Source organism: Nocardioides sp. Leaf307, from assembly GCF_001423135.1.
GTDB lineage: Bacteria > Actinomycetota > Actinomycetes > Propionibacteriales > Nocardioidaceae > Nocardioides > Nocardioides kribbensis.
The window spans coordinates 1,100,343-1,117,210 of the sequence record NZ_LMNY01000001.1 but is presented as its reverse complement, the minus strand read 5'-3'; the positions used below and the strand labels follow the sequence as shown (position 1 = coordinate 1,117,210).

The window sequence follows — 16,868 nt, the reverse complement described above, 5'->3', positions numbered from 1 at the left end:
ACGACCGGGCCGGCCCCGTCGTACGACAGGACCGGCCCGGCCGGTGGAGCGAGGGTGCGGCGGGACGTCAGGCCAGGGTGGCCAGCGCGTCGTTCAGGGTCTGCGACGGGCGCATGACGGCGTCGGCCTTGGCGGCGTCGGGGCGGTAGTAGCCCCCGATGTCGGCCGGGCTGCCCTGCACGGCGTTGAGCTCGCCGACGATGGTGTCCTCGGCGTCGGCCAGCGTGGTGGCCAGCGTGGTGAACCTCGCGGCCAGGTCGGCGTCGTCGGTCTGCGCGGCCAGCTCCTGGGCCCAGTAGAGCGCCAGGTAGAAGTGCGAGCCGCGGTTGTCGATGCCGCCGATGCGGCGGGTGGGCGACTTGTCCTCGTTGAGGAAGGTGCCGGTGGCGCGGTCGAGAGTGTCGGCCAGCACCTGCGCGCGGGCGTTGTCGGCGTAGCCGGCCAGGTGCTCGAAGGAGGCGGCCAGGGCGAAGAACTCCCCGAGGCTGTCCCAGCGCAGGTAGTTCTCCTTGACCAGCTGCTGCACGTGCTTGGGGGCGGAGCCGCCGGCGCCGGTCTCGAAGAGGCCGCCGCCGTTCATCAGGGGCACGACCGAGAGCATCTTGGCCGACGTGCCGAGCTCGAGGATCGGGAAGAGGTCGGTGTTGTAGTCGCGCAGCACGTTGCCGGTGACCGAGATGGTGTCCTCGCCGCGGCGGATGCGCTCCAGGGAGTACGCCGTGGCCTCGGCGGGCGCCATGATCTCGATGGTCAGGCCGTCGGTGTCGTGCTCGGGGAGGTACTCGCGCACCTTGGCGATGAGGTTGGCGTCGTGGGCGCGCTGCTCGTCGAGCCAGAAGATCGCGGGGGCGCCGGTGGCGCGGGCGCGGGTGACGGCGAGCTTGACCCAGTCGCGGATCGGGGCGTCCTTGGTCTGGCAGGCACGCCAGATGTCGCCCGGCTCGACGGTGTGCTCGATGAGGGTCGCGCCCGAGCCGTCGACCACGCGCACGGTGCCGGCGGCCGGCACCTCGAAGGTCTTGTCGTGCGAGCCGTACTCCTCGGCGGCCTTGGCCATCAGGCCGACGTTGGGCACCGAGCCCATGGTCGCCGGGTCGAAGGCGCCGTGGGCGCGGCAGTCGTCGATGACGGTCTGGTAGACGCCGGCGTAGGAGGAGTCGGGGATCACGGCGAGCGTGTCGGCCTCCTCGCCGTCGGGGCCCCACATGTGGCCCGAGGTGCGGATCATGGCCGGCATCGAGGCGTCGATGATCACGTCGGAGGGCACGTGCAGGTTGGTGATGCCCTTGTCGGAGTCGACCATGGCCAGCTTCGGGCCGTCGGCCAGGCCGGCCTCGACCGCGGCCTTGACGGCGTCGCCGTCGGGGAGGTCGGCCACGGCCGACATCAGGGCGCCGAGCCCGTCGTTGGGCGAGATGCCGGCGGCGGCGAGCTGCTCGCCGTACTGCTCGAAGAGCGTGGGGAAGAAGGCCTGCACGACGTGGCCGAAGATGATCGGGTCGGAGACCTTCATCATCGTGGCCTTGAGGTGGGCGGAGAAGAGCACGTCGTCGGCCTTGGCCCGCGCGATCTGCTCGGTGAGGAAGCGCCGCAGGGCCGCGACGTTCATGAACGTGCCGTCGACGACCTCGCCGGCCAGCACCGGCACCGACTCCTTGAGGACCGTCACGGTGCCGTCGGCGGCGACGTGCTCGATGCGCAGGGTGTCGTCGGCCTCGATGACCACCGACTTCTCGTTGGAGAAGAAGTCGTCCTTGCCCATGGTGGCGACGTTGGTGCGCGAGTCCTCGCTCCAGGCGCCCATGCGGTGCGGGTGGGCCTTGGCGTAGCCCTTCACCGAGGCGGGGGCGCGCCGGTCGGAGTTGCCCTCGCGCAGGACGGGGTTGACCGCGGAGCCCTTGGTCTTGTCGTAGCGGGCCCGGATCTCCTTCTCCTCGTCGGTCTGCGGGCTCTCCGGGTAGGCCGGCAGGTCGTAGCCCTGCTCCTGGAGCTCCTTGATGGCCGCCTTGAGCTGCGGCACCGAGGCCGACACGTTGGGCAGCTTGATGATGTTGGCCTCGGGCTTGGTGGCCAGCTCGCCGAGCTCGGCGAGGTGGTCGGCCACCCGCTGCTCCTCGGTCAGCCGCTCGGGGAACTGCGAGATGATGCGGCCGGCGAGGGAGATGTCACGCGTCTCGACCTCGACGCCCGCCTGAGCGGCGTAGGCCTGGATGATCGGGAGGAAGGAGTACGTCGCGAGCAGCGGCGCCTCGTCCGTGTGCGTGTAGATGATGGTGGCCATGGTGTGCGGCGACTCCTCAGGAGCTGGAAGAATTCTTGATGTCAAGATACCCGACGCGTCGGCGACCACGGGTCGCACCGTCCGGGCCCGCCCAGCCTGTCAGCCGTCGGCTGTCTAGTCACCCCGTCGGGGGTGCACCGGCGGGTTTGGTCGGGTCGCCGCGGGGGGACGACTCCGGGCATGGCCACATCCCCTGATCCCACGTCCTCGGAGGCCGTCACCCCGGCGGCCACCGCACCCTCCGCCCCCGACGGCACCCCTGCCCAGAAGCTGGCCGCCGAGGCGCTCGGCACCGCCGTCCTCGTCCTGGTCGGCTGCGGCTCGCTCGTGCTGGCCTCCAGCAGCAGCGGGTTCGGCGACGCCAACATCCTCTCGGTGGGCCTCTCCTTCGGCCTCGCCGTCACCGTCATGGCCTACGCCGTGGGACGCGTCTCCGGCGGGCACTTCAACCCCGCCGTCTCCGTCGCGGCCGCGGTCAGCGGGCGGATGACGTGGGCCGAGGCCGGCCGCTACGCCGGCGCCCAGGTCGTCGGCGGCATCGTCGGCGCCCTCGTGCTGCTCGTGCTCGCGCTGGGCAACGACCGCTTCGAGGCCTTCGACACCAGCCTGGCCGCCAACAGCTGGGGCGACGACGGCACCGGGTACGCCCTCTGGGCGGCGCTGCTGGTCGAGATCGTGCTCACCGCGCTCTTCGTCTTCGTCATCCTCGCGGTCACCGACCGCCGCAGCAGCGTCAACGCCGCCTTCGCGCCGCTCGTCATCGGCCTGACCCTGGCGGTCATCCACTTCGTGGCCATCCCCCTGACCGGCACGTCGGTCAACCCCGCGCGCTCGATCGGGCCCGCGCTCTTCTCCGGGGTCGACCCGCTGCTGCAGCTGTGGGTCTTCATCGTGGCGCCCCTGCTCGGTGCCGTGGCCGGCGGCCTGGCATACCCCGCGCTCTTCGGTCGCGACGCCGACCCGGTCGAGGGCTCGGGCCTCAGCTTCTCCCGCCCGGCCAGGGCCCAGCAGCCCGTCGCCCAGCAGGGCGCCCAGCAGGGCTGGTCCCAGGGCGCCCAGCAGGGCGGCTGGGCCCAGGGCGGCCAGCAGGGCTGGGCGCCCGAGCCGGCGCCGATCATCCAGGACGGCTGGCAGTGGGACCCGGTCGCCGGGCAGTGGAAGCCGCTCGAGCAGCCCCAGGCGCCCCAGCAGACCGGCCAGCAGACCGGCCAGCAGGGCTGGGGGCCGACCACCGGGCAGACCGGGCAGACCGGTCAGACCGGTCAGACCGGCGGGCAGTGGCCCGACGAGGGCGACGGCCGCACCCAGATCCGTCCCTGACCCACCTGCCGACCCACCCGCTCGACGCTCACCCGACGCCGGTGAGGACGACCTCGTCCTCACCGGCGTCGCTGCGCACCAGCCCCTCTCCGGGGGCGTAGGAGTCGACGCGGGTGCCGATGCCGCTCTCGACCTGGAGCACCACCACGTCGTCGGAGGAGCCGCCGGGGCGCGCGAGGTCCTGGTCGACCGCGAGCACGGTGACGACCACGGGCGTGCCAGCCGTGCCCCCGACGGCGAGCCACCCGTCGCCGTACCGCGGCTGCGCCGGCATCCACAGCCCGGCCTCCGCGCCGTCGACACCGGCCTCGAAGTCGAGCCCGCCCCCGGCGCTGGCCATCCACCACACGTTGCCGTCGACGTCCTGCGCGAAGAGGTCGACCACGCGGCCGCCGCCCGCGCCCCGGTCCGTCGTCACGGTCGTGAGGGCCGTGGTCGGCACACCGGCGACGTCGGGCCCGGCGCTGACGCTGCGGGTGACCTCGAGCCCGGGGCCCTGCGCGCCGGTCGGCGTCGTCGGCGCGGCCAGGGTCGCGACGCCGCCCGGCTCCAGGGGGAACCACGGGTTGTCGACGCGCCCCACGAAGTCGTCGGGGTCGGGCGTGGGCGTGGGCACCGTCAGCAGGTCGACGCCCGTCGGCGGGCTCAGCGGCGCCGAGGAGGAGCAGCCGCCGAGGACGGCGGCGGCCGCCAGCGTCACCACCGCGGCGCCCGCACCGCGACGGGAGGGGTGGGCGGGGGGACGGCCGCGGCGCAGACGCATGGCGCCCATGCTCCCCCAGGGCGCGAACCCCGCTGCTGCTGGGCCCCGCGCCGCTGCTAGCGTCGGAAGCCAGACCGCCCCAGGACCTCGTCAAGGAGATCTCGTGAGCCCCACCCCGTTGAAGGTCGCCGTCACCGGCGCCGCCGGCCAGATCGGCTACAGCCTGCTCTTCCGCCTCGCCAGCGGTGCGCTGACCGGCGGCCAGCCGATCGAGCTGCGCCTGCTCGAGATCACCCCCGCGCTCAAGGCGCTCGAGGGTGTCGTCATGGAGCTCGACGACTGCGCGTTCCCGGGCCTGGCCGGCGTCGAGATCGGCGACGACGCGGAGACCATCTTCGACGGCGTCAACCTCGCCCTCCTGGTCGGTGCCCGCCCCCGCGGCCCCGGCATGGAGCGCGGCGACCTGCTCTCGGCCAACGGCGCGATCTTCACCGCCCAGGGCAAGGCCCTCAACAAGGTCGCGGCCTCCGACGTGCGCGTCGGCGTCACGGGCAACCCCGCCAACACCAACGCCCTCATCGCGATGACCAACGCCCCCGACATCCCGCAGGAGCGGTTCTCGGCGCTGACCCGCCTCGACCACAACCGCGCGATCTCGCAGCTGGCGGCCAAGACCGGCGCCGCGGTGACCGACATCAGCCACATGACCATCTGGGGCAACCACTCCGCCACCCAGTACCCCGACCTCTTCCACGCCCAGGTCGGCGGACGCAACGCCGCCGAGGTCGTCGGCGACCAGGAGTGGATCGAGAGCACCTTCATCCCCACCGTGGCCAAGCGGGGTGCGGCGATCATCGACGCCCGCGGCTCCTCCTCGGCCGCGTCGGCCGCCTCGGCCACCATCGACGCCGCGCGCGACTGGCTCTACGGCTCAGCCGAGGGCGACTGGGTCTCCATGGCCGTGCGCTCGCAGGGCGAGTACGGCGTGCCGGAGGGCCTCATCTCCTCCTTCCCCGTCACCACGAAGGACGGCGACTGGTCGATCGTCGAGGGTCTGGAGATCGACGACTTCTCCCGCGCCCGCATCGACGCCTCCACCGCGGAGCTCGCCGACGAGCGCGCCGCGGTCACCGAGCTCGGACTCATCTGAGCCGCTGACGCGCGAGCATCCCGCGCACACCCACGAGGGCCCGCCCGGAGCGATCCGGGCGGGCCCTCGTGCGCTAGGTGCCCGGCTGGTTCGGGATGGTCTGGGCCAGGAAGAGCAGCACCGCGCCGACGCCGCCGAGCAGGAGGCAGTCGAGCAGCCGGTGGCGCACGGCGAGCATGCCGGCGTCGCGTCGCGGCAGCACCAGCCGGAAGGCGGCCGCACCGACCAGCGCCCCGCCGATCCAGCGCACGCCGAGGCGCCAGTCGCCGGACCAGGCGATGAAGACGCCGGTGGCGCCGGCAGCGAGGACGAAGAGGTAGAGCAGGCCGCCGACGGTGGAGGGATGACGTCGGTCCTCGGGCTCCTCGCCGACGGGGTCAGCGGGGTGAGCGGGGTCAGCGGGGTCAGCGGGCTCGGCGGGATACGCCACGGCCTCGAGCTCGGCCGCGACCTCCTCGGCCGACGGCACCGGCGGCACGTCGTCGAGGTGGGCGGGGGGCTCCTCCCCCGCGGGCTGTGGCCGGCTCATCAGGGTCACCTCAGACCGTGGCCTTCTCGGCCATCGTGACCAGGTTCGACAGGAGCATCGCCCGCGTCATCGGGCCGACGCCGCCGGGGTTGGGCGAGACCCAGCCGGCGACCTCCCAGACCTCGTCGGCGACGTCGCCCGCGATCTTGCCGTCGACGCGCGAGACCCCGACGTCGAGCACCGCGGCGCCGGGCTTGACCATGTCGGCGGTGATGATGCCGGGCACCCCGGCGGCCGCCACCACCACGTCGGCCTCGCGCACGTGGGCGGCCAGGTCGCGGGTGCCGGTGTGGCACAGCGTCACGGTGGCGTTCTCGCTGCGCCGGGTCAGCAGCAGGCCCAGCGGACGACCGACGGTGACCCCTCGTCCGACGACCACGACGTGGGCCCCGGCGATCCCGACGCCGTGGCGGCGCAGCAGCTCGACGATGCCGTACGGCGTGCAGGGCAACGGCGCCTCGGTGCCGAGCACCAGCCAGCCCAGGTTGGTCGGGTGGAGGCCGTCGGCGTCCTTGGCGGGGTCGACCAGGCCGAGCACGCGGTTCTCGTCGATGCCCCGCGGCAGGGGCAGCTGCACGATGTAGCCGGTGCACGCGGGGTCGGCGTTGAGGCGGGCGACGTGCTCCTCGATCTCCTCCTGCGTCGCGGTCGCGGGCAGGTCGACGCGGATCGACTCGATGCCGACCTCGGCGCAGTCCTTGTGCTTGCCGCCGACGTACCACCGCGACCCGGGGTCGTCGCCGACCAGCACCGTGCCCAGGCCGGGCACGACGCCCTGCTCGCGCAGGGCCGCCACCCGGGCCTTCAGCTCGTCCTTGATCGCCGCCGCCGTGGCGCTGCCGTCCAGCCTCTGTGCCGTCACGACCGCCAGTCTAGGGACGAGGACGCCTCAGCGCCCGACCGGTGCGCCGACGCGCTCGAGGTGGCGCTGCGCGGCGCCGGCGGCGGGGTGGGAGGCGACGGCGGCCGTCACCGCGATGCCCGCGATGAGCGCCCACCCCGGCGTGCCGACCTCGAGGGCGAGGAAGGTGTAGAGCGCCGGGAACGCGATCGCCTCGACCTGCATGCCCATGCCCCACACGCCCTGGTAGTCGCCGAGACGGCGGTGGTCGGAGAGCTCGGCCGCGAAGCCCCACGACGCGGCCGACTGCCACAGCTCGGCGCCGGTGATCGTGACGTGGCCGACCCACAGCAGCGCGATCGAGACCCAGCCCGCGGTCTCGTGGGTGACGCTGAGCACCAGGCAGGAGGCCACGAAGGCCCACCCCGACCACCGCACGGCCCGCAGCGCGCCCGCGACGGTGTCGGAGCCCCGTGAGGCGCGCACCTGCAGCAGCACCGCCAGCACCGTGTTGGTGCCGAAGAGCCACGCCAGCAGCGTCTGCGGGGCGTCGGTGCGCTCCACCAGCCACAGCGGCACGACCACGTTGAGCAGCACCTGGTTGGACCCCAGGACGCCGTTGCACAACGCGAGCACCACGAAGCCGGGGTTGCGGTAGGCGGCGGGGCCGGCCTGCTCGAGCGGGCCCCGCACCACCACCGGCCGGGCGACGGACGGCAGCCGCGAGACCATCGCGGCGTTGAGCAGCAGCAGCGCGCCGGTGAGCAGCGGGACGGCGACGATCGCCTCGCGCGTGCCGATGCCCAGCGCGACGCCACCGGCCCCGGCCCCGAGGGTGTAGCCCACGTTGCGGGCCGCGCGCATGTACGCCATCGCCCGCACGCGGGTCTCCCGGGGGAAGACGCTGATCCGGTAGACCTCGCGTGCGGAGCGCGCCGCGGTCTCGACGGCGGCGAGGGTGGCGAGCACGGCCACGAAGAGGGCGAAGCCACCGACCGCCGGCCACGAGAAGTAGAGCAGGGCCTCCAGCACCGAGGCGAGCACCCACAGCCGCTTCGCGCCGACCCGGTCGCTGACCCGGCCCAGGGGCACCGAGAGCGCCAGCGCGACCCCCGCCGAGACCGACAGCCCCAGGCCCACCTGGGCCCCCGAGAGACCCACGACCTGGGTGAAGAACACCGCGGTGCCGGTGAGGAAGGAGCCGGTGGCGAAGGCCGACAGGACGCACTGCAGCGCGAGGTCGCGCTCGAGACGGGTGGGCGGGAGCAGGCCCGGGGGGAGGCGCACGGAGGCTGGGGTCAGTGGAAGAAGTGCCGCGTGCCGGTGAGGTACATCGTCACGCCCGCGGCCTTGCAGGCCTCGACCGTGAGCTCGTCGCGCACCGAGCCGCCCGGCTGCACGATGGCCGTGACGCCGGCGTCGATGAGCACCTGGGGGCCGTCCTCGAAGGGGAAGAAGGCGTCGGAGGCGGCCACGGCGCCGCGGGCGCGGTCCTCGCCCTCGCCCAGGGTGTTGGCGCGCTCGACGGCCAGCCGGCAGGAGTCGACGCGGTTGACCTGACCCATCCCGATGCCCACCGAGGCGCCCTGGCGGGCCAGCAGGACGGCGTTGGACTTCGCCGAGCGGCACGCCCGCCAGGCGAAGGCGAGGTCGGCGAGGACCTCCTCGGAGGCCGCCTCGCCGGTCGCCAGGGTCCAGCCCGACGGGTCGTCGCCCTCGGCCTGGAAGGAGTCGCGCTCCTGCACCAGCAGGCCGCCGCTGATCGGCCGGGTCTCCACCCCGCCGCGCTCCAGCGGCTCGCACACCAGGATCCGGATGTTCTTCTTGCCCTGGAGCACCTCGACGGCGCCGTCCTCGTAGCCCGGCGCGACGATCACCTCGGTGAACACCTCGGCGACCTGCTCGGCCATGGCCACGGTCACCGGGCGGTTGGCGGCGATCACGCCGCCGAAGGCCGAGACCGGGTCGCAGGCGTGGGCACGGCGGTGGGCCTCGGCGACGTCGGCCCCGACCGCCACTCCGCACGGGTTGGCGTGCTTGATGATCGCCACCGCGGGCTCGGCGAAGTCGTAGGCCGCGCGGCGGGCGGCGTCGGTGTCGACGTAGTTGTTGTAGGACATCTCCTTGCCGTGCAGCTGCTCGGCCGAGGCCAGTCCGGCCGCACCGTGGCCGCTGCGGTAGAGCGCGGCCGGCTGGTGCGGGTTCTCCCCGTAGCGCAGGACCGAGGCCTGCTCCCAGGTCGCGCCGATCCAGGCCGGGAAGCCGGTGCCGCGGGAGGAGTCGGTGAGCACGCTGCCCATCCACGAGGCCACGGCCACGTCGTAGGACGCGGTGTGCACGAAGGCCTCGGCGGCCAGCGTCTTGCGCTCCTCCAGGGTGAAGCCGCCCGCGGCGACGGCGGCGAGCACGTCGGCGTAGCGCTGCGGCGAGGTGACGATCGCGACCGAGGGGTGGTTCTTGGCCGCGGCGCGCACCATCGAGGGCCCGCCGATGTCGATCTGCTCCACGCACTCGTCGGGCGAGGCGCCGGACGCGACGGTCCGGGTGAAGGGGTAGAGGTTGGAGACGACCAGGTCGAAGGGCTCCACGCCGAGGTCGGCCAGCTGCGCCACGTGGGTCTCGAGACGGCGGTCGGCCAGGATGCCCGCGTGCACCCTGGGGTGCAGCGTCTTGACCCGGCCGTCGAGGCACTCGGGGAAGCCGGTGAGGTCCTCGACCTTGGTGACCGGCAGGCCCAGCCCCTCGATCAGGGCAGCCGAGCCACCGGTGGAGACCAGGGCGACCCCGGCCTCGTGGAGGCCGCGGGCGAGCTCCTCGAGCCCGGACTTGTCGTAGACGGAGACCAGGGCCCGCTGGATCGGGACGCGCATGTCGCTCATGGAGGGGTTGCTCCTCATCGGTTCGTCGGTCGAGTCGATGAGGGCACCCAGGCGGTCGATGCACTCGCCCCCGCGTGGATCGAGCGGGGCACTCCCCGGTGGTGGTCCCACCTGCGCCAGTCGTGTGCGCCCATCATAGGAGGACTCAGCCGCCGAAGCGCACCCGGCGACCCTCGAGCACCAGGCCCTCGCGGGCGATGCGGCCCACCGCGTCGACGAGCATCGCGCGCTCGGCGGTCTTGATCCGCTCGTGGAGGCTCGCGACGTCGTCGTCGTCCTCGACCGGCACGACGCTCTGCGCGACGATCTGCCCGGTGTCGACGCCGGCGTCGACGACGAAGAGCGTCGCACCGGTGACCTTCACGCCGTACTCCAGTGCGTCACGCGGACCGTGCATGCCCGGGAACGACGGCGACAGAGCCGGGTGGGTGTTGACCACGCGCCCGCCGAAACGGCCCAGGAAGCTCGCGCCGACCAGCTTCATGAAGCCGGCCAGCACGACCAGGTCGGGCTCGTGGGCGGCGACGGCGTCGGTGAGGGCGGCGTCCCAGTCCTCGCGCGAGGCGTGCTCGCCCACGCGGCGCACGAAGGTCGGCACCCCCGCTCGCCGGGCACGGGCCAGCCCCTCGATGCCGTCGCGGTCGGCGCCGACGGCGACCACCTCGGCGCCGTACGCCGGGTCGGCGCACGCGTCGAGGAGGGCCTGGAGGTTGGTGCCGGAGCCCGACACGAGGACGACGAGACGGGAGGCCACGGCCGGACTCTAGCCCGCGCTCAGCGGCGCGGGCGCGAGGAGCGGCGCAGCCGCGACGCCCAGGGGCGGCCGACGACGGGCGCCGGCGCCTCGCCGTCGAGGTCGCGGGACCGGTGGCGCTGCCAGGCGGTGACGAGCAGCCCGCCGACCAGGCCGCCGAGGCCGAAGGCGGTGACGGCGTGGACGGTCAGCTCGTGGGCCAGCGGGCCCACGTCGCGCATGCGGCCCGGGCCGACGGCGCCGCCCGCGAGGGAGGCGAGGAGGCCGAGCACGAGACCGGCCACCACTCCCCCGGCGCAGCCGCGCAGCGCGCCCTCGTCCCACCGCAGGGTCGGTGCCCGGCGCTGGGCCTGCACGGCGACGACCGCGGCCACGAGGGCGGGCAGCGCGACGAGGGCGACCGTCCAGGCGGGGGTCGGTCCGGTGTCGGGCAGGGCGGCCAGCAGCGGGAACATCGGCAGCGGGCCGAGCACGACGGCGGAGGGCGAGACCAGGGTCCCGACGCCGACGGTGAAGCCCGGACCCACGAGGTAGGAGGCGGCGAAGAGCACCGCGTTGGGCACCACGGCGAGGCTGGCCACCGAGAAGGCGGTGGCGTCGCCGGCGTCGGTGTGCAGCTGGGAGAGCACGTTGGCGGCGGTGTCGAGGTCGACCAGGAGGGCCAGGAGGAAGGCCGCCGCGGAGAGGGCCAGCCAGGTCACCAGCAGCCGGCGCGCCACCCGGGCCGCGTGACGCAGCACCGGGGGCACCGCCGGGGCCCAGATGGCGGCGCGGCCCGAGGCGACCGCGATGGCCGGGGTCGCCACCAGCAGGCCCAGGCCGAGGACCCAGCCCAGCACCGGGGTGGTCGCGGGCGCCGTGGTCGCCGTGGCGGCGAGGGTCACGACCCCCACCGCGACCACGGCGTAGGCGACGGTGAAGAGCAGCGCGGCCACCGGCACGGTCCAGTCGCGCTCCCCGTCGCTGATCGCGTCGGCGTCGGGGCCGTGCCCCGACACCGCGTCGCCGACACGCAGGCCCACCCGCCAGCACGACCAGGCGCACAGGGCCGTGAGCCCGAGAGGGACGGCGGTGAGCGCGACCCCGCCGACCACCACGCCCGAGCCGTGGGCCGTCAGCCACGCCAGCGCGCCGACGCGCAGGGCGTCGTGCGGCTCGCCGTGGGCGCCGGCGTCGGTGAGGAACCACCCGATCACCGCCACCGCGAGGCACACCAGCAGGGTCGCACCGGCTGCCACGGCGCCGCCGAGGGTGGCGGTGAGCACGAGCGGTCGGCGGTGGGCACCGCCGGGCGCCGGGCGCCGGCCGGTGGCGCCGGGGGTTGGGCGCGCGGTCGAGGAGTCGGGCAGCAGCGAGGTCATGGCCCGTCCATCCTGACCCCGCCCCCCGGCGTCGCGTCGGTCCCACGCCGAGCGGCGCGGGCCCTCGGCGCGGGTGGCGAGCGCCACGCCGGTGACGCGCCGCTCGGGTTGGCGGGCCTCACCGCGGATCGCTTACGTTGGACGACGCCATGGCGGACCCCACCGACTTCGACGCGTTCTACAAGGACGCTCGCGCGCGACTGCTGCTGCAGACCTATGCGCTCACCGGGGACCTGGCCGCCTCGCGCAGCGCGGTGCGCGACGCCTTCGTCGCCGCCTGGCACCACTGGCGCAAGGTCTCGCGCAGCGCCGACCCCGAGGCCTGGGTGCGCCCCGTCGCCTGGTCGCACGCGCTGCGACGCCACACCACGCGGCCCTTCCACAAGGAGAAGGGCCTCGACCCCGAGGCCGCCGCCACCCTGGAGGCGCTGGCCGGCCTCCCGCTGCTGCAGCGCCGGGTGCTGCTGCTGGCCCACCTGGCGTCGCTGTCGATGACCGACCTGGCCCGCGAGGTCGGGATCCCCCCGGCCGACGCCGAGCGGGAGCTGCAGAGCGCGACCGCGCGCTTCGGACTGCTGCGCGACCTGCCCACGCCGTTGGTGCGCACCGCGCTCGAGCCGCTGGCCGAGGTCGTCGCCGAGGCCCGCTGGCCCCGCCCGACCATCGTGCGGCGCACCGGGGCCGCGCGGCGGCGTACGCACACCGGCGTGGGCGCGGCGCTGGTCGTGGGCGCGCTGCTGGTGACGGGCACGCTGGTCACCGACACGGCCGGGGTGAGGCCCACGCTGCAGCGCGACGCCGTGGCCGCGCCCGGCGACTCCGTCGCCCCCGGCGCGGAGAACCCCACCGACGACACGCCGACCGGCTCCCCCACGCCCGAGCCCGAGCCGCTCGAGGCCGCCGCGCTCCTCGGCGCCGAGGACGTGGCCGCGCGGCTGCCGGGCGGCGGCTGGCGCGAGGGCGCGACCACCGACGGCACCGAGGGCGACGGCCTGGTGCTGCCCTGCCAGGGGGCGCGGTACGCCGACCCCGAGGGCACGGTCGCCCTGGTGCGCGCCTTCCGGGACCGCCCGCGCGGGCAGGAGGCCCCCCGCTCGGCCTGGCAGCTCGCCGAGTCCTCCCGCACCGACCGGGCCGCCCGGGCCGCCTACGACGGCGCCGCCGGCTGGTTCGCCGGCTGCGACGAGCCCCGGGCCCAGCTGATCTCGACCCAGCGCGTCGACGGGGTCGGCGACGAGGCGGTGCTGCTGGTGCTGCGCGACTGGGCCGCGCCGACCCGCACGGTGGTCGCCGGCGTGGCCCGCACCGGTCGCATCGTCACGGTGACCGCCTCCCAGCGCCGCGGCACCTCCGCCGACGACCTGCTCGACCAGGCGCGGCTGCTCGGGGGCGCCGTCGACGGTCTCTGCGACCTCACCGACGGCGGGGCCTGCACCACCCGGGCGCGGCTCAGCCCCGCCGACGCCCTGCCCGTCGGCGAGGTGCCCTCGCTGCTCTCGGCCGTCGACCTGCCCCCGGTCGGCTCGGTCACCCGCCCCTGGGTCGGCACCGAGCCCGAGCGCGCCCGCGACAACGACGCGGCGACGCGCTGCGACCAGACCAGCTTCGTCGGCGACTTCCGCGGCGCGCGCTTCAACGACAGCCGCACCCGCACGTTCCTCGTGCCGGGTGGACGGCTGCCCACGTCGTTCGGGCTGACGCAGACCGTCGGGTCCCTGCCGGTGCCGCAGGCACGGGCCCTCGTCGAGCAGGTGCGCTCGAGGATGGCCAGCTGCGCCGACCGCGACCTGGGCACCGACGTGGTCACCGTGACCTCCCAGACCGGTCCCGAGCGCTCCCTCGACGTCTGGGACGTCACCGTCGACGTCTCCGACGACACCTCCGTGCGCTTCGTCGTCGCGCTGCTGCGGCGCGGCACGGCGGTCAGCCAGATCGGCTTCGTGCCCGGCCCCGACGCCACCATGGCGGGCGGCGCGTTCCTCGCGCTGGCCGAGCGCGCCGCCGAGCGGCTGGCCGAGCAGCCGGCCCCCCGACGCGCCGGCTGAGAGCCGCTCCGCACGGGTGCGGCGTGTCGTGCAACCGCACGGCCCCGCCGCGCGTACCACTCCCGGAACAGCAGCGACACGGGAGCACGCGACGAGCGCGGGCACGGGACGGAGACGCCATGGACGAACGCGAGTTCGACGACTTCTACGCCGCGTCCTACGCCCGGCTGGTCGGCCAGGTCCACGCCATGATCGGCAGCCGCGACGAGGCCGAGGAGTGCGTGCAGGAGGCCTTCGTGCGGGCCTGGGCGCACCGGCGCAGGCTCGACCGGGCCGACCACCCCGAGGCCTGGGTGCGCACCACCGCCCACCGGCTGGCGGTGAGCCGCTGGCGCCGCACCGTGCTGGGTCGCCGCCCCGCCGACCGCGCCGTCTCCGCGCCGGTCGCCGCCCCGCCACCGAGCGAGGCCCACGTCGCGCTGGTCGCGGCGCTGGGACGCCTGCCCGAGGCGCAGCGCCAGGCGCTGGTGCTGCACCACATCGCCGACCTGCCGGTGCGGGCGGTGGCCCGCGAGGTCGGGGTGCCCGAGGGCACGGTGAAGGCGCGGCTCAGCCGGGGCCGCGCCGCTCTCGCCGCCCTGCTCGCCGACGACGACGGCCTCCAGGAGGGAGCCCACCATGCCTGAGCCCACCGATCCCGCCGACCTCTTCACCCGCTTCCTGGCCGAGGAGGCCCCCGTGCACCCCCTGCCCGCGTCCGAGGTACGCCGCCGCGGCGACCGGTTGCGCCGCCGCCACCGCGCCCTCACCGCCGCCGCCGGCGCCGCTGCGGCCCTCCTCGTCGCCACACCGCTCGCGCTGGCCACCCGGGGCGCCGAGACCGCCGGCCCCGACCCGGCAGCACCGAGCCCGACCGCCACCCCGGCGCCGGGCGACGTCGACTGGGTGACCCGCGTGCCCGCCGACTTCCCGCTCGGCGCGGGTCTGCGGGGCCTGGGCGAGCAGCCCGAGGTCGTGCCCGGCTTCGCCCCCGACCCGCCGGTGCGGGGCTGCCAGGTCGGGGCCTACACCGCCGAGGCCCCCGTGCGGGCCCTCGACGCCGTGCAGCTCGACGCGCCCAACGCGCCGGGCTCCGAGGGCGGCGTGCAGCGCGGCCTGCTGCTCTACGCCGACGACGAGGCCGCCCGGGAGGTGCTCGCGGCGCGGGAGGCGGCGCTCGCGGACGGCTGCGGCTCGGCCGACCCGCTCGTCTCCGACCTCGGCGAGGGCTCGGTGGTCTGGGTCCAGCGCTCCGGCGACGCCGGGGAGGGTGAGCTCGTGCAGCTCGTCACGGTCGGCAACGCCGTGCTCGCGACGTCGACCTCGTTCGGCGGCGCCGGCGACGCGCAGGTCGTCGAGCAGACCCGGGAGCTGGCGCAGAGCACCTCGGCCCTCGTGGTCTCCTCGCTGTGCGTCTTCGCCGCCGACCCCTGCTCGCAGCCGCCCGGCGCGCCCGACGCCGCGGCGACGACGGCCGGCGACCGGGTGCCCGACGGCTTCCCGCTCACCGCGGGCTACCCCGACGACGCCGCCGCCGGGAGCGGTCAGCCAGGTCTCCAGGAGCTCTCCCGGGCGGTCAGTCCGCTGACCCTCACCGCGTGCGGGCGCGAGGTGGCGCTGCCCCCCGGTCGCACCGACCTCGTCCGGGCCGGGTGGAGCGACCGCGACGACCTCCGGCTGCGCAACCTGGCCGTCTTCGCCCGCGCCGAGGACGCCCGCGCCTACGCCGACGACGTGCTCGCGCTCTACCGCGACTGCCCCGTCGACACCGGCGCCACCGGCACCGCCGTCGAGACCGCGGTCGTCGCCAGCGACCTGGGCGAGCAGGCCGGCGTGGTCGTCCGGAGCACCACGGGCGCCGACGCCGCCCCACCGCAGGTCCTGCACGTGGTCAGGGTGGGACGGGCGGTGCTGGTCTCGCTGGTGACCGGCCCCTCCGTGCCCGCCGGCTCCAGCCCGGCGGAGGCCGCCGCGCAGAGCGACACCGCCGTGCGCGAGGTCGCGGCCGCGATGGAGGTCTTCGCCGGCTGACGGGCTACGCCCGCACGCACGAGCGGCCCGCCCCCCGCAGGGGACGGGCCGCTCGTGGCGTACGCGGGGTGGGTCCGGGGTCAGAGACCCTGGAGGATCTCCCGCATCAGCTGGGCGGTCTCCGACGGCGTCTTGCCGACCTTGACACCCACGGCCTCGAGGGCCTCCTTCTTGGCCTGCGCCGTGCCCGAGGAGCCCGAGACGATGGCGCCGGCGTGGCCCATCGTCTTGCCCTCGGGAGCGGTGAAGCCCGCGACGTAGCCGACGACCGGCTTGGTCACGTGGTCCTTGATGTAGGCCGCCGCGCGCTCCTCGGCGTCGCCGCCGATCTCGCCGATCATGACGATCGCACGGGTGTCGGGGTCGGCCTCGAACGCCGCGAGGGCGTCGATGTGGGTGGTGCCCACGATCGGGTCGCCGCCGATGCCGATGGCGGTCGAGAAGCCGAAGTCACGCAGCTCGAACATCATCTGGTAGGTCAGCGTGCCCGACTTCGAGACCAGGCCGACCGGGCCGGAGCCCGAGATCGTGGCCGGGGTGATGCCGGCCAGGGCCTCGCCCGGGGTGATGATGCCCGGGCAGTTGGGCCCGATCATCCGGGTGCCGCCGTGGTTGCTGGAGCCCTGGAGGTAGGACCACACCTCGGCGGTGTCCTGCACCGGCACGCCCTCGGTGATGACCACGAGCAGGCCGATGCCCGCGTCGATGGCCTCGAGGCAGGCGTCCTTGGTGAACGCCGGCGGCACGAAGGCGACCGACACGTCGGCGCCGGTCTCCTTCATGGCCTCCTCGACGGAGCCGAAGACGGGCAGCTCGACGCTGGAGCCGTCGGCGGCGGTGTGGGTCACGGTGGTGCCGGCCTTGCGGGCGTTGACGCCGCCCACGACGTTGGTGCCGGACTTCAGCATCAGGGCGGTGTGCTTGGTGCCCTCACCGCCCGTGATGCCCTGGACGATGACCTTGCTGTCCTTGTTGAGGTAGATCGACATTTCGCT

The 16,868-nt window shown here is 75.0% G+C and carries 14 protein-coding genes; 5 read left to right on the top strand and 9 right to left on the bottom strand.

What is annotated here, in order from left to right; all coding sequences use genetic code 11:
- Positions 1-67: 67 nt before the first annotated feature.
- Positions 68-2,281 carry an NADP-dependent isocitrate dehydrogenase gene (locus tag ASF50_RS05135; RefSeq protein ID WP_056903680.1) on the bottom strand — a complete coding sequence of 738 codons (2,214 nt, stop codon included), beginning with the start codon at positions 2,279-2,281 and terminating at the stop codon, positions 68-70.
- 180 nt (positions 2,282-2,461) lie between these two features.
- Here ASF50_RS05135 and ASF50_RS18350 point away from each other — a divergent pair, with 180 nt between their 5' ends.
- The gene (locus ASF50_RS18350; RefSeq protein ID WP_082502765.1) at positions 2,462-3,601 is read left to right on the top strand and encodes an MIP family channel protein; all 1,140 of its coding nucleotides are present in this window, start codon (positions 2,462-2,464) and stop codon (positions 3,599-3,601) included.
- 28 nt (positions 3,602-3,629) lie between these two features.
- On the opposite strand, the gene ASF50_RS05125 is transcribed toward ASF50_RS18350, so the two are convergent.
- Positions 3,630-4,364 carry a hypothetical protein gene (locus tag ASF50_RS05125; RefSeq protein WP_056903679.1) on the bottom strand — a complete coding sequence of 245 codons (735 nt, stop codon included), beginning with the start codon at positions 4,362-4,364 and terminating at the stop codon, positions 3,630-3,632.
- 103 nt (positions 4,365-4,467) lie between these two features.
- Here ASF50_RS05125 and ASF50_RS05120 point away from each other — a divergent pair, with 103 nt between their 5' ends.
- Positions 4,468-5,454 (top strand): malate dehydrogenase, encoded by a 987-nt coding sequence (locus ASF50_RS05120; RefSeq protein ID WP_056863850.1) that lies wholly within the window; start codon positions 4,468-4,470, stop codon positions 5,452-5,454.
- A gap of 73 nt (positions 5,455-5,527) precedes the next feature.
- On the opposite strand, the gene ASF50_RS05115 is transcribed toward ASF50_RS05120, so the two are convergent.
- The 6 genes from ASF50_RS05115 to ASF50_RS05090 form a co-directional block, all read right to left on the bottom strand.
- Positions 5,528-5,983, bottom strand: a complete 456-nt coding sequence (locus tag ASF50_RS05115; RefSeq protein ID WP_156718107.1) for a DUF3017 domain-containing protein — start codon at positions 5,981-5,983, stop codon at positions 5,528-5,530.
- Between the two features lie 10 nt (positions 5,984-5,993).
- Positions 5,994-6,845 carry a bifunctional methylenetetrahydrofolate dehydrogenase/methenyltetrahydrofolate cyclohydrolase gene (locus tag ASF50_RS05110; RefSeq protein WP_056863848.1) on the bottom strand — a complete coding sequence of 284 codons (852 nt, stop codon included), beginning with the start codon at positions 6,843-6,845 and terminating at the stop codon, positions 5,994-5,996.
- Between the two features lie 27 nt (positions 6,846-6,872).
- Positions 6,873-8,111 (bottom strand): MFS transporter, encoded by a 1,239-nt coding sequence (locus ASF50_RS05105; protein WP_156718106.1) that lies wholly within the window; start codon positions 8,109-8,111, stop codon positions 6,873-6,875.
- 11 nt (positions 8,112-8,122) lie between these two features.
- Positions 8,123-9,703, bottom strand: a complete 1,581-nt coding sequence (gene purH, locus ASF50_RS05100) for a bifunctional phosphoribosylaminoimidazolecarboxamide formyltransferase/IMP cyclohydrolase (RefSeq protein WP_056863847.1) — start codon at positions 9,701-9,703, stop codon at positions 8,123-8,125.
- A gap of 145 nt (positions 9,704-9,848) precedes the next feature.
- A complete protein-coding gene (gene purN / locus ASF50_RS05095) occupies positions 9,849-10,457 on the bottom strand; it encodes a phosphoribosylglycinamide formyltransferase (protein ID WP_056903677.1) in 609 nt (202 codons plus the stop codon).
- A 20-nt stretch (positions 10,458-10,477) separates the two neighbouring features.
- Positions 10,478-11,818: a DUF6350 family protein gene (locus ASF50_RS05090; RefSeq protein WP_200920036.1), complete on the bottom strand. Its 1,341-nt coding sequence runs from the start codon at positions 11,816-11,818 to the stop codon at positions 10,478-10,480.
- 149 nt (positions 11,819-11,967) lie between these two features.
- Between ASF50_RS05090 and ASF50_RS05085 the strand changes: the two genes are divergently transcribed.
- The 3 genes from ASF50_RS05085 to ASF50_RS05075 all read left to right on the top strand — a co-directional run bounded on the left by ASF50_RS05085 (position 11,968) and on the right by ASF50_RS05075 (position 15,873).
- The gene (locus tag ASF50_RS05085) at positions 11,968-13,863 is read left to right on the top strand and encodes a hypothetical protein (RefSeq protein WP_056903676.1); all 1,896 of its coding nucleotides are present in this window, start codon (positions 11,968-11,970) and stop codon (positions 13,861-13,863) included.
- Positions 13,864-13,982: 119 nt separating this feature from the next.
- Complete coding sequence (locus tag ASF50_RS05080; protein WP_056863844.1) at positions 13,983-14,489, top strand: RNA polymerase sigma factor; 507 nt, start codon at positions 13,983-13,985, stop codon at positions 14,487-14,489.
- Positions 14,482-15,873: a hypothetical protein gene (locus ASF50_RS05075; RefSeq protein ID WP_056903675.1), complete on the top strand. Its 1,392-nt coding sequence runs from the start codon at positions 14,482-14,484 to the stop codon at positions 15,871-15,873. Before ASF50_RS05080 ends, ASF50_RS05075 begins: the two co-directional genes overlap by 8 nt.
- An 80-nt stretch (positions 15,874-15,953) precedes the next feature.
- On the opposite strand, the gene sucD is transcribed toward ASF50_RS05075, so the two are convergent.
- Positions 15,954-16,862, bottom strand: coding sequence for a succinate--CoA ligase subunit alpha (gene sucD, locus ASF50_RS05070; protein ID WP_056863842.1), 909 nt, complete (start codon positions 16,860-16,862; stop codon positions 15,954-15,956).
- Between the last annotated feature and the right edge of the window lie 6 nt (positions 16,863-16,868).

Bases quoted from the DNA above. Each gene is read 5' to 3' on its own strand.
- ASF50_RS05135 (WP_056903680.1), bottom strand. From the start codon at position 2,281: ATGGCCACCATCATCTACACGCACACGGACGAGGCGCCGCTGCTCGCG.
- ASF50_RS18350 (WP_082502765.1), top strand. From the start codon at position 2,462: ATGGCCACATCCCCTGATCCCACGTCCTCGGAGGCCGTCACCCCGGCG.
- ASF50_RS05125 (WP_056903679.1), bottom strand. From the start codon at position 4,364: ATGCGTCTGCGCCGCGGCCGTCCCCCCGCCCACCCCTCCCGTCGCGGT.
- ASF50_RS05115 (WP_156718107.1), bottom strand. From the start codon at position 5,983: ATGAGCCGGCCACAGCCCGCGGGGGAGGAGCCCCCCGCCCACCTCGAC.
- purH (WP_056863847.1), bottom strand. From the start codon at position 9,703: ATGAGCGACATGCGCGTCCCGATCCAGCGGGCCCTGGTCTCCGTCTAC.
- ASF50_RS05090 (WP_200920036.1), bottom strand. From the start codon at position 11,818: ATGACCTCGCTGCTGCCCGACTCCTCGACCGCGCGCCCAACCCCCGGC.
- ASF50_RS05085 (WP_056903676.1), top strand. From the start codon at position 11,968: ATGGCGGACCCCACCGACTTCGACGCGTTCTACAAGGACGCTCGCGCG.
- ASF50_RS05080 (WP_056863844.1), top strand. From the start codon at position 13,983: ATGGACGAACGCGAGTTCGACGACTTCTACGCCGCGTCCTACGCCCGG.
- ASF50_RS05075 (WP_056903675.1), top strand. From the start codon at position 14,482: ATGCCTGAGCCCACCGATCCCGCCGACCTCTTCACCCGCTTCCTGGCC.
- sucD (WP_056863842.1), bottom strand. From the start codon at position 16,862: ATGTCGATCTACCTCAACAAGGACAGCAAGGTCATCGTCCAGGGCATC.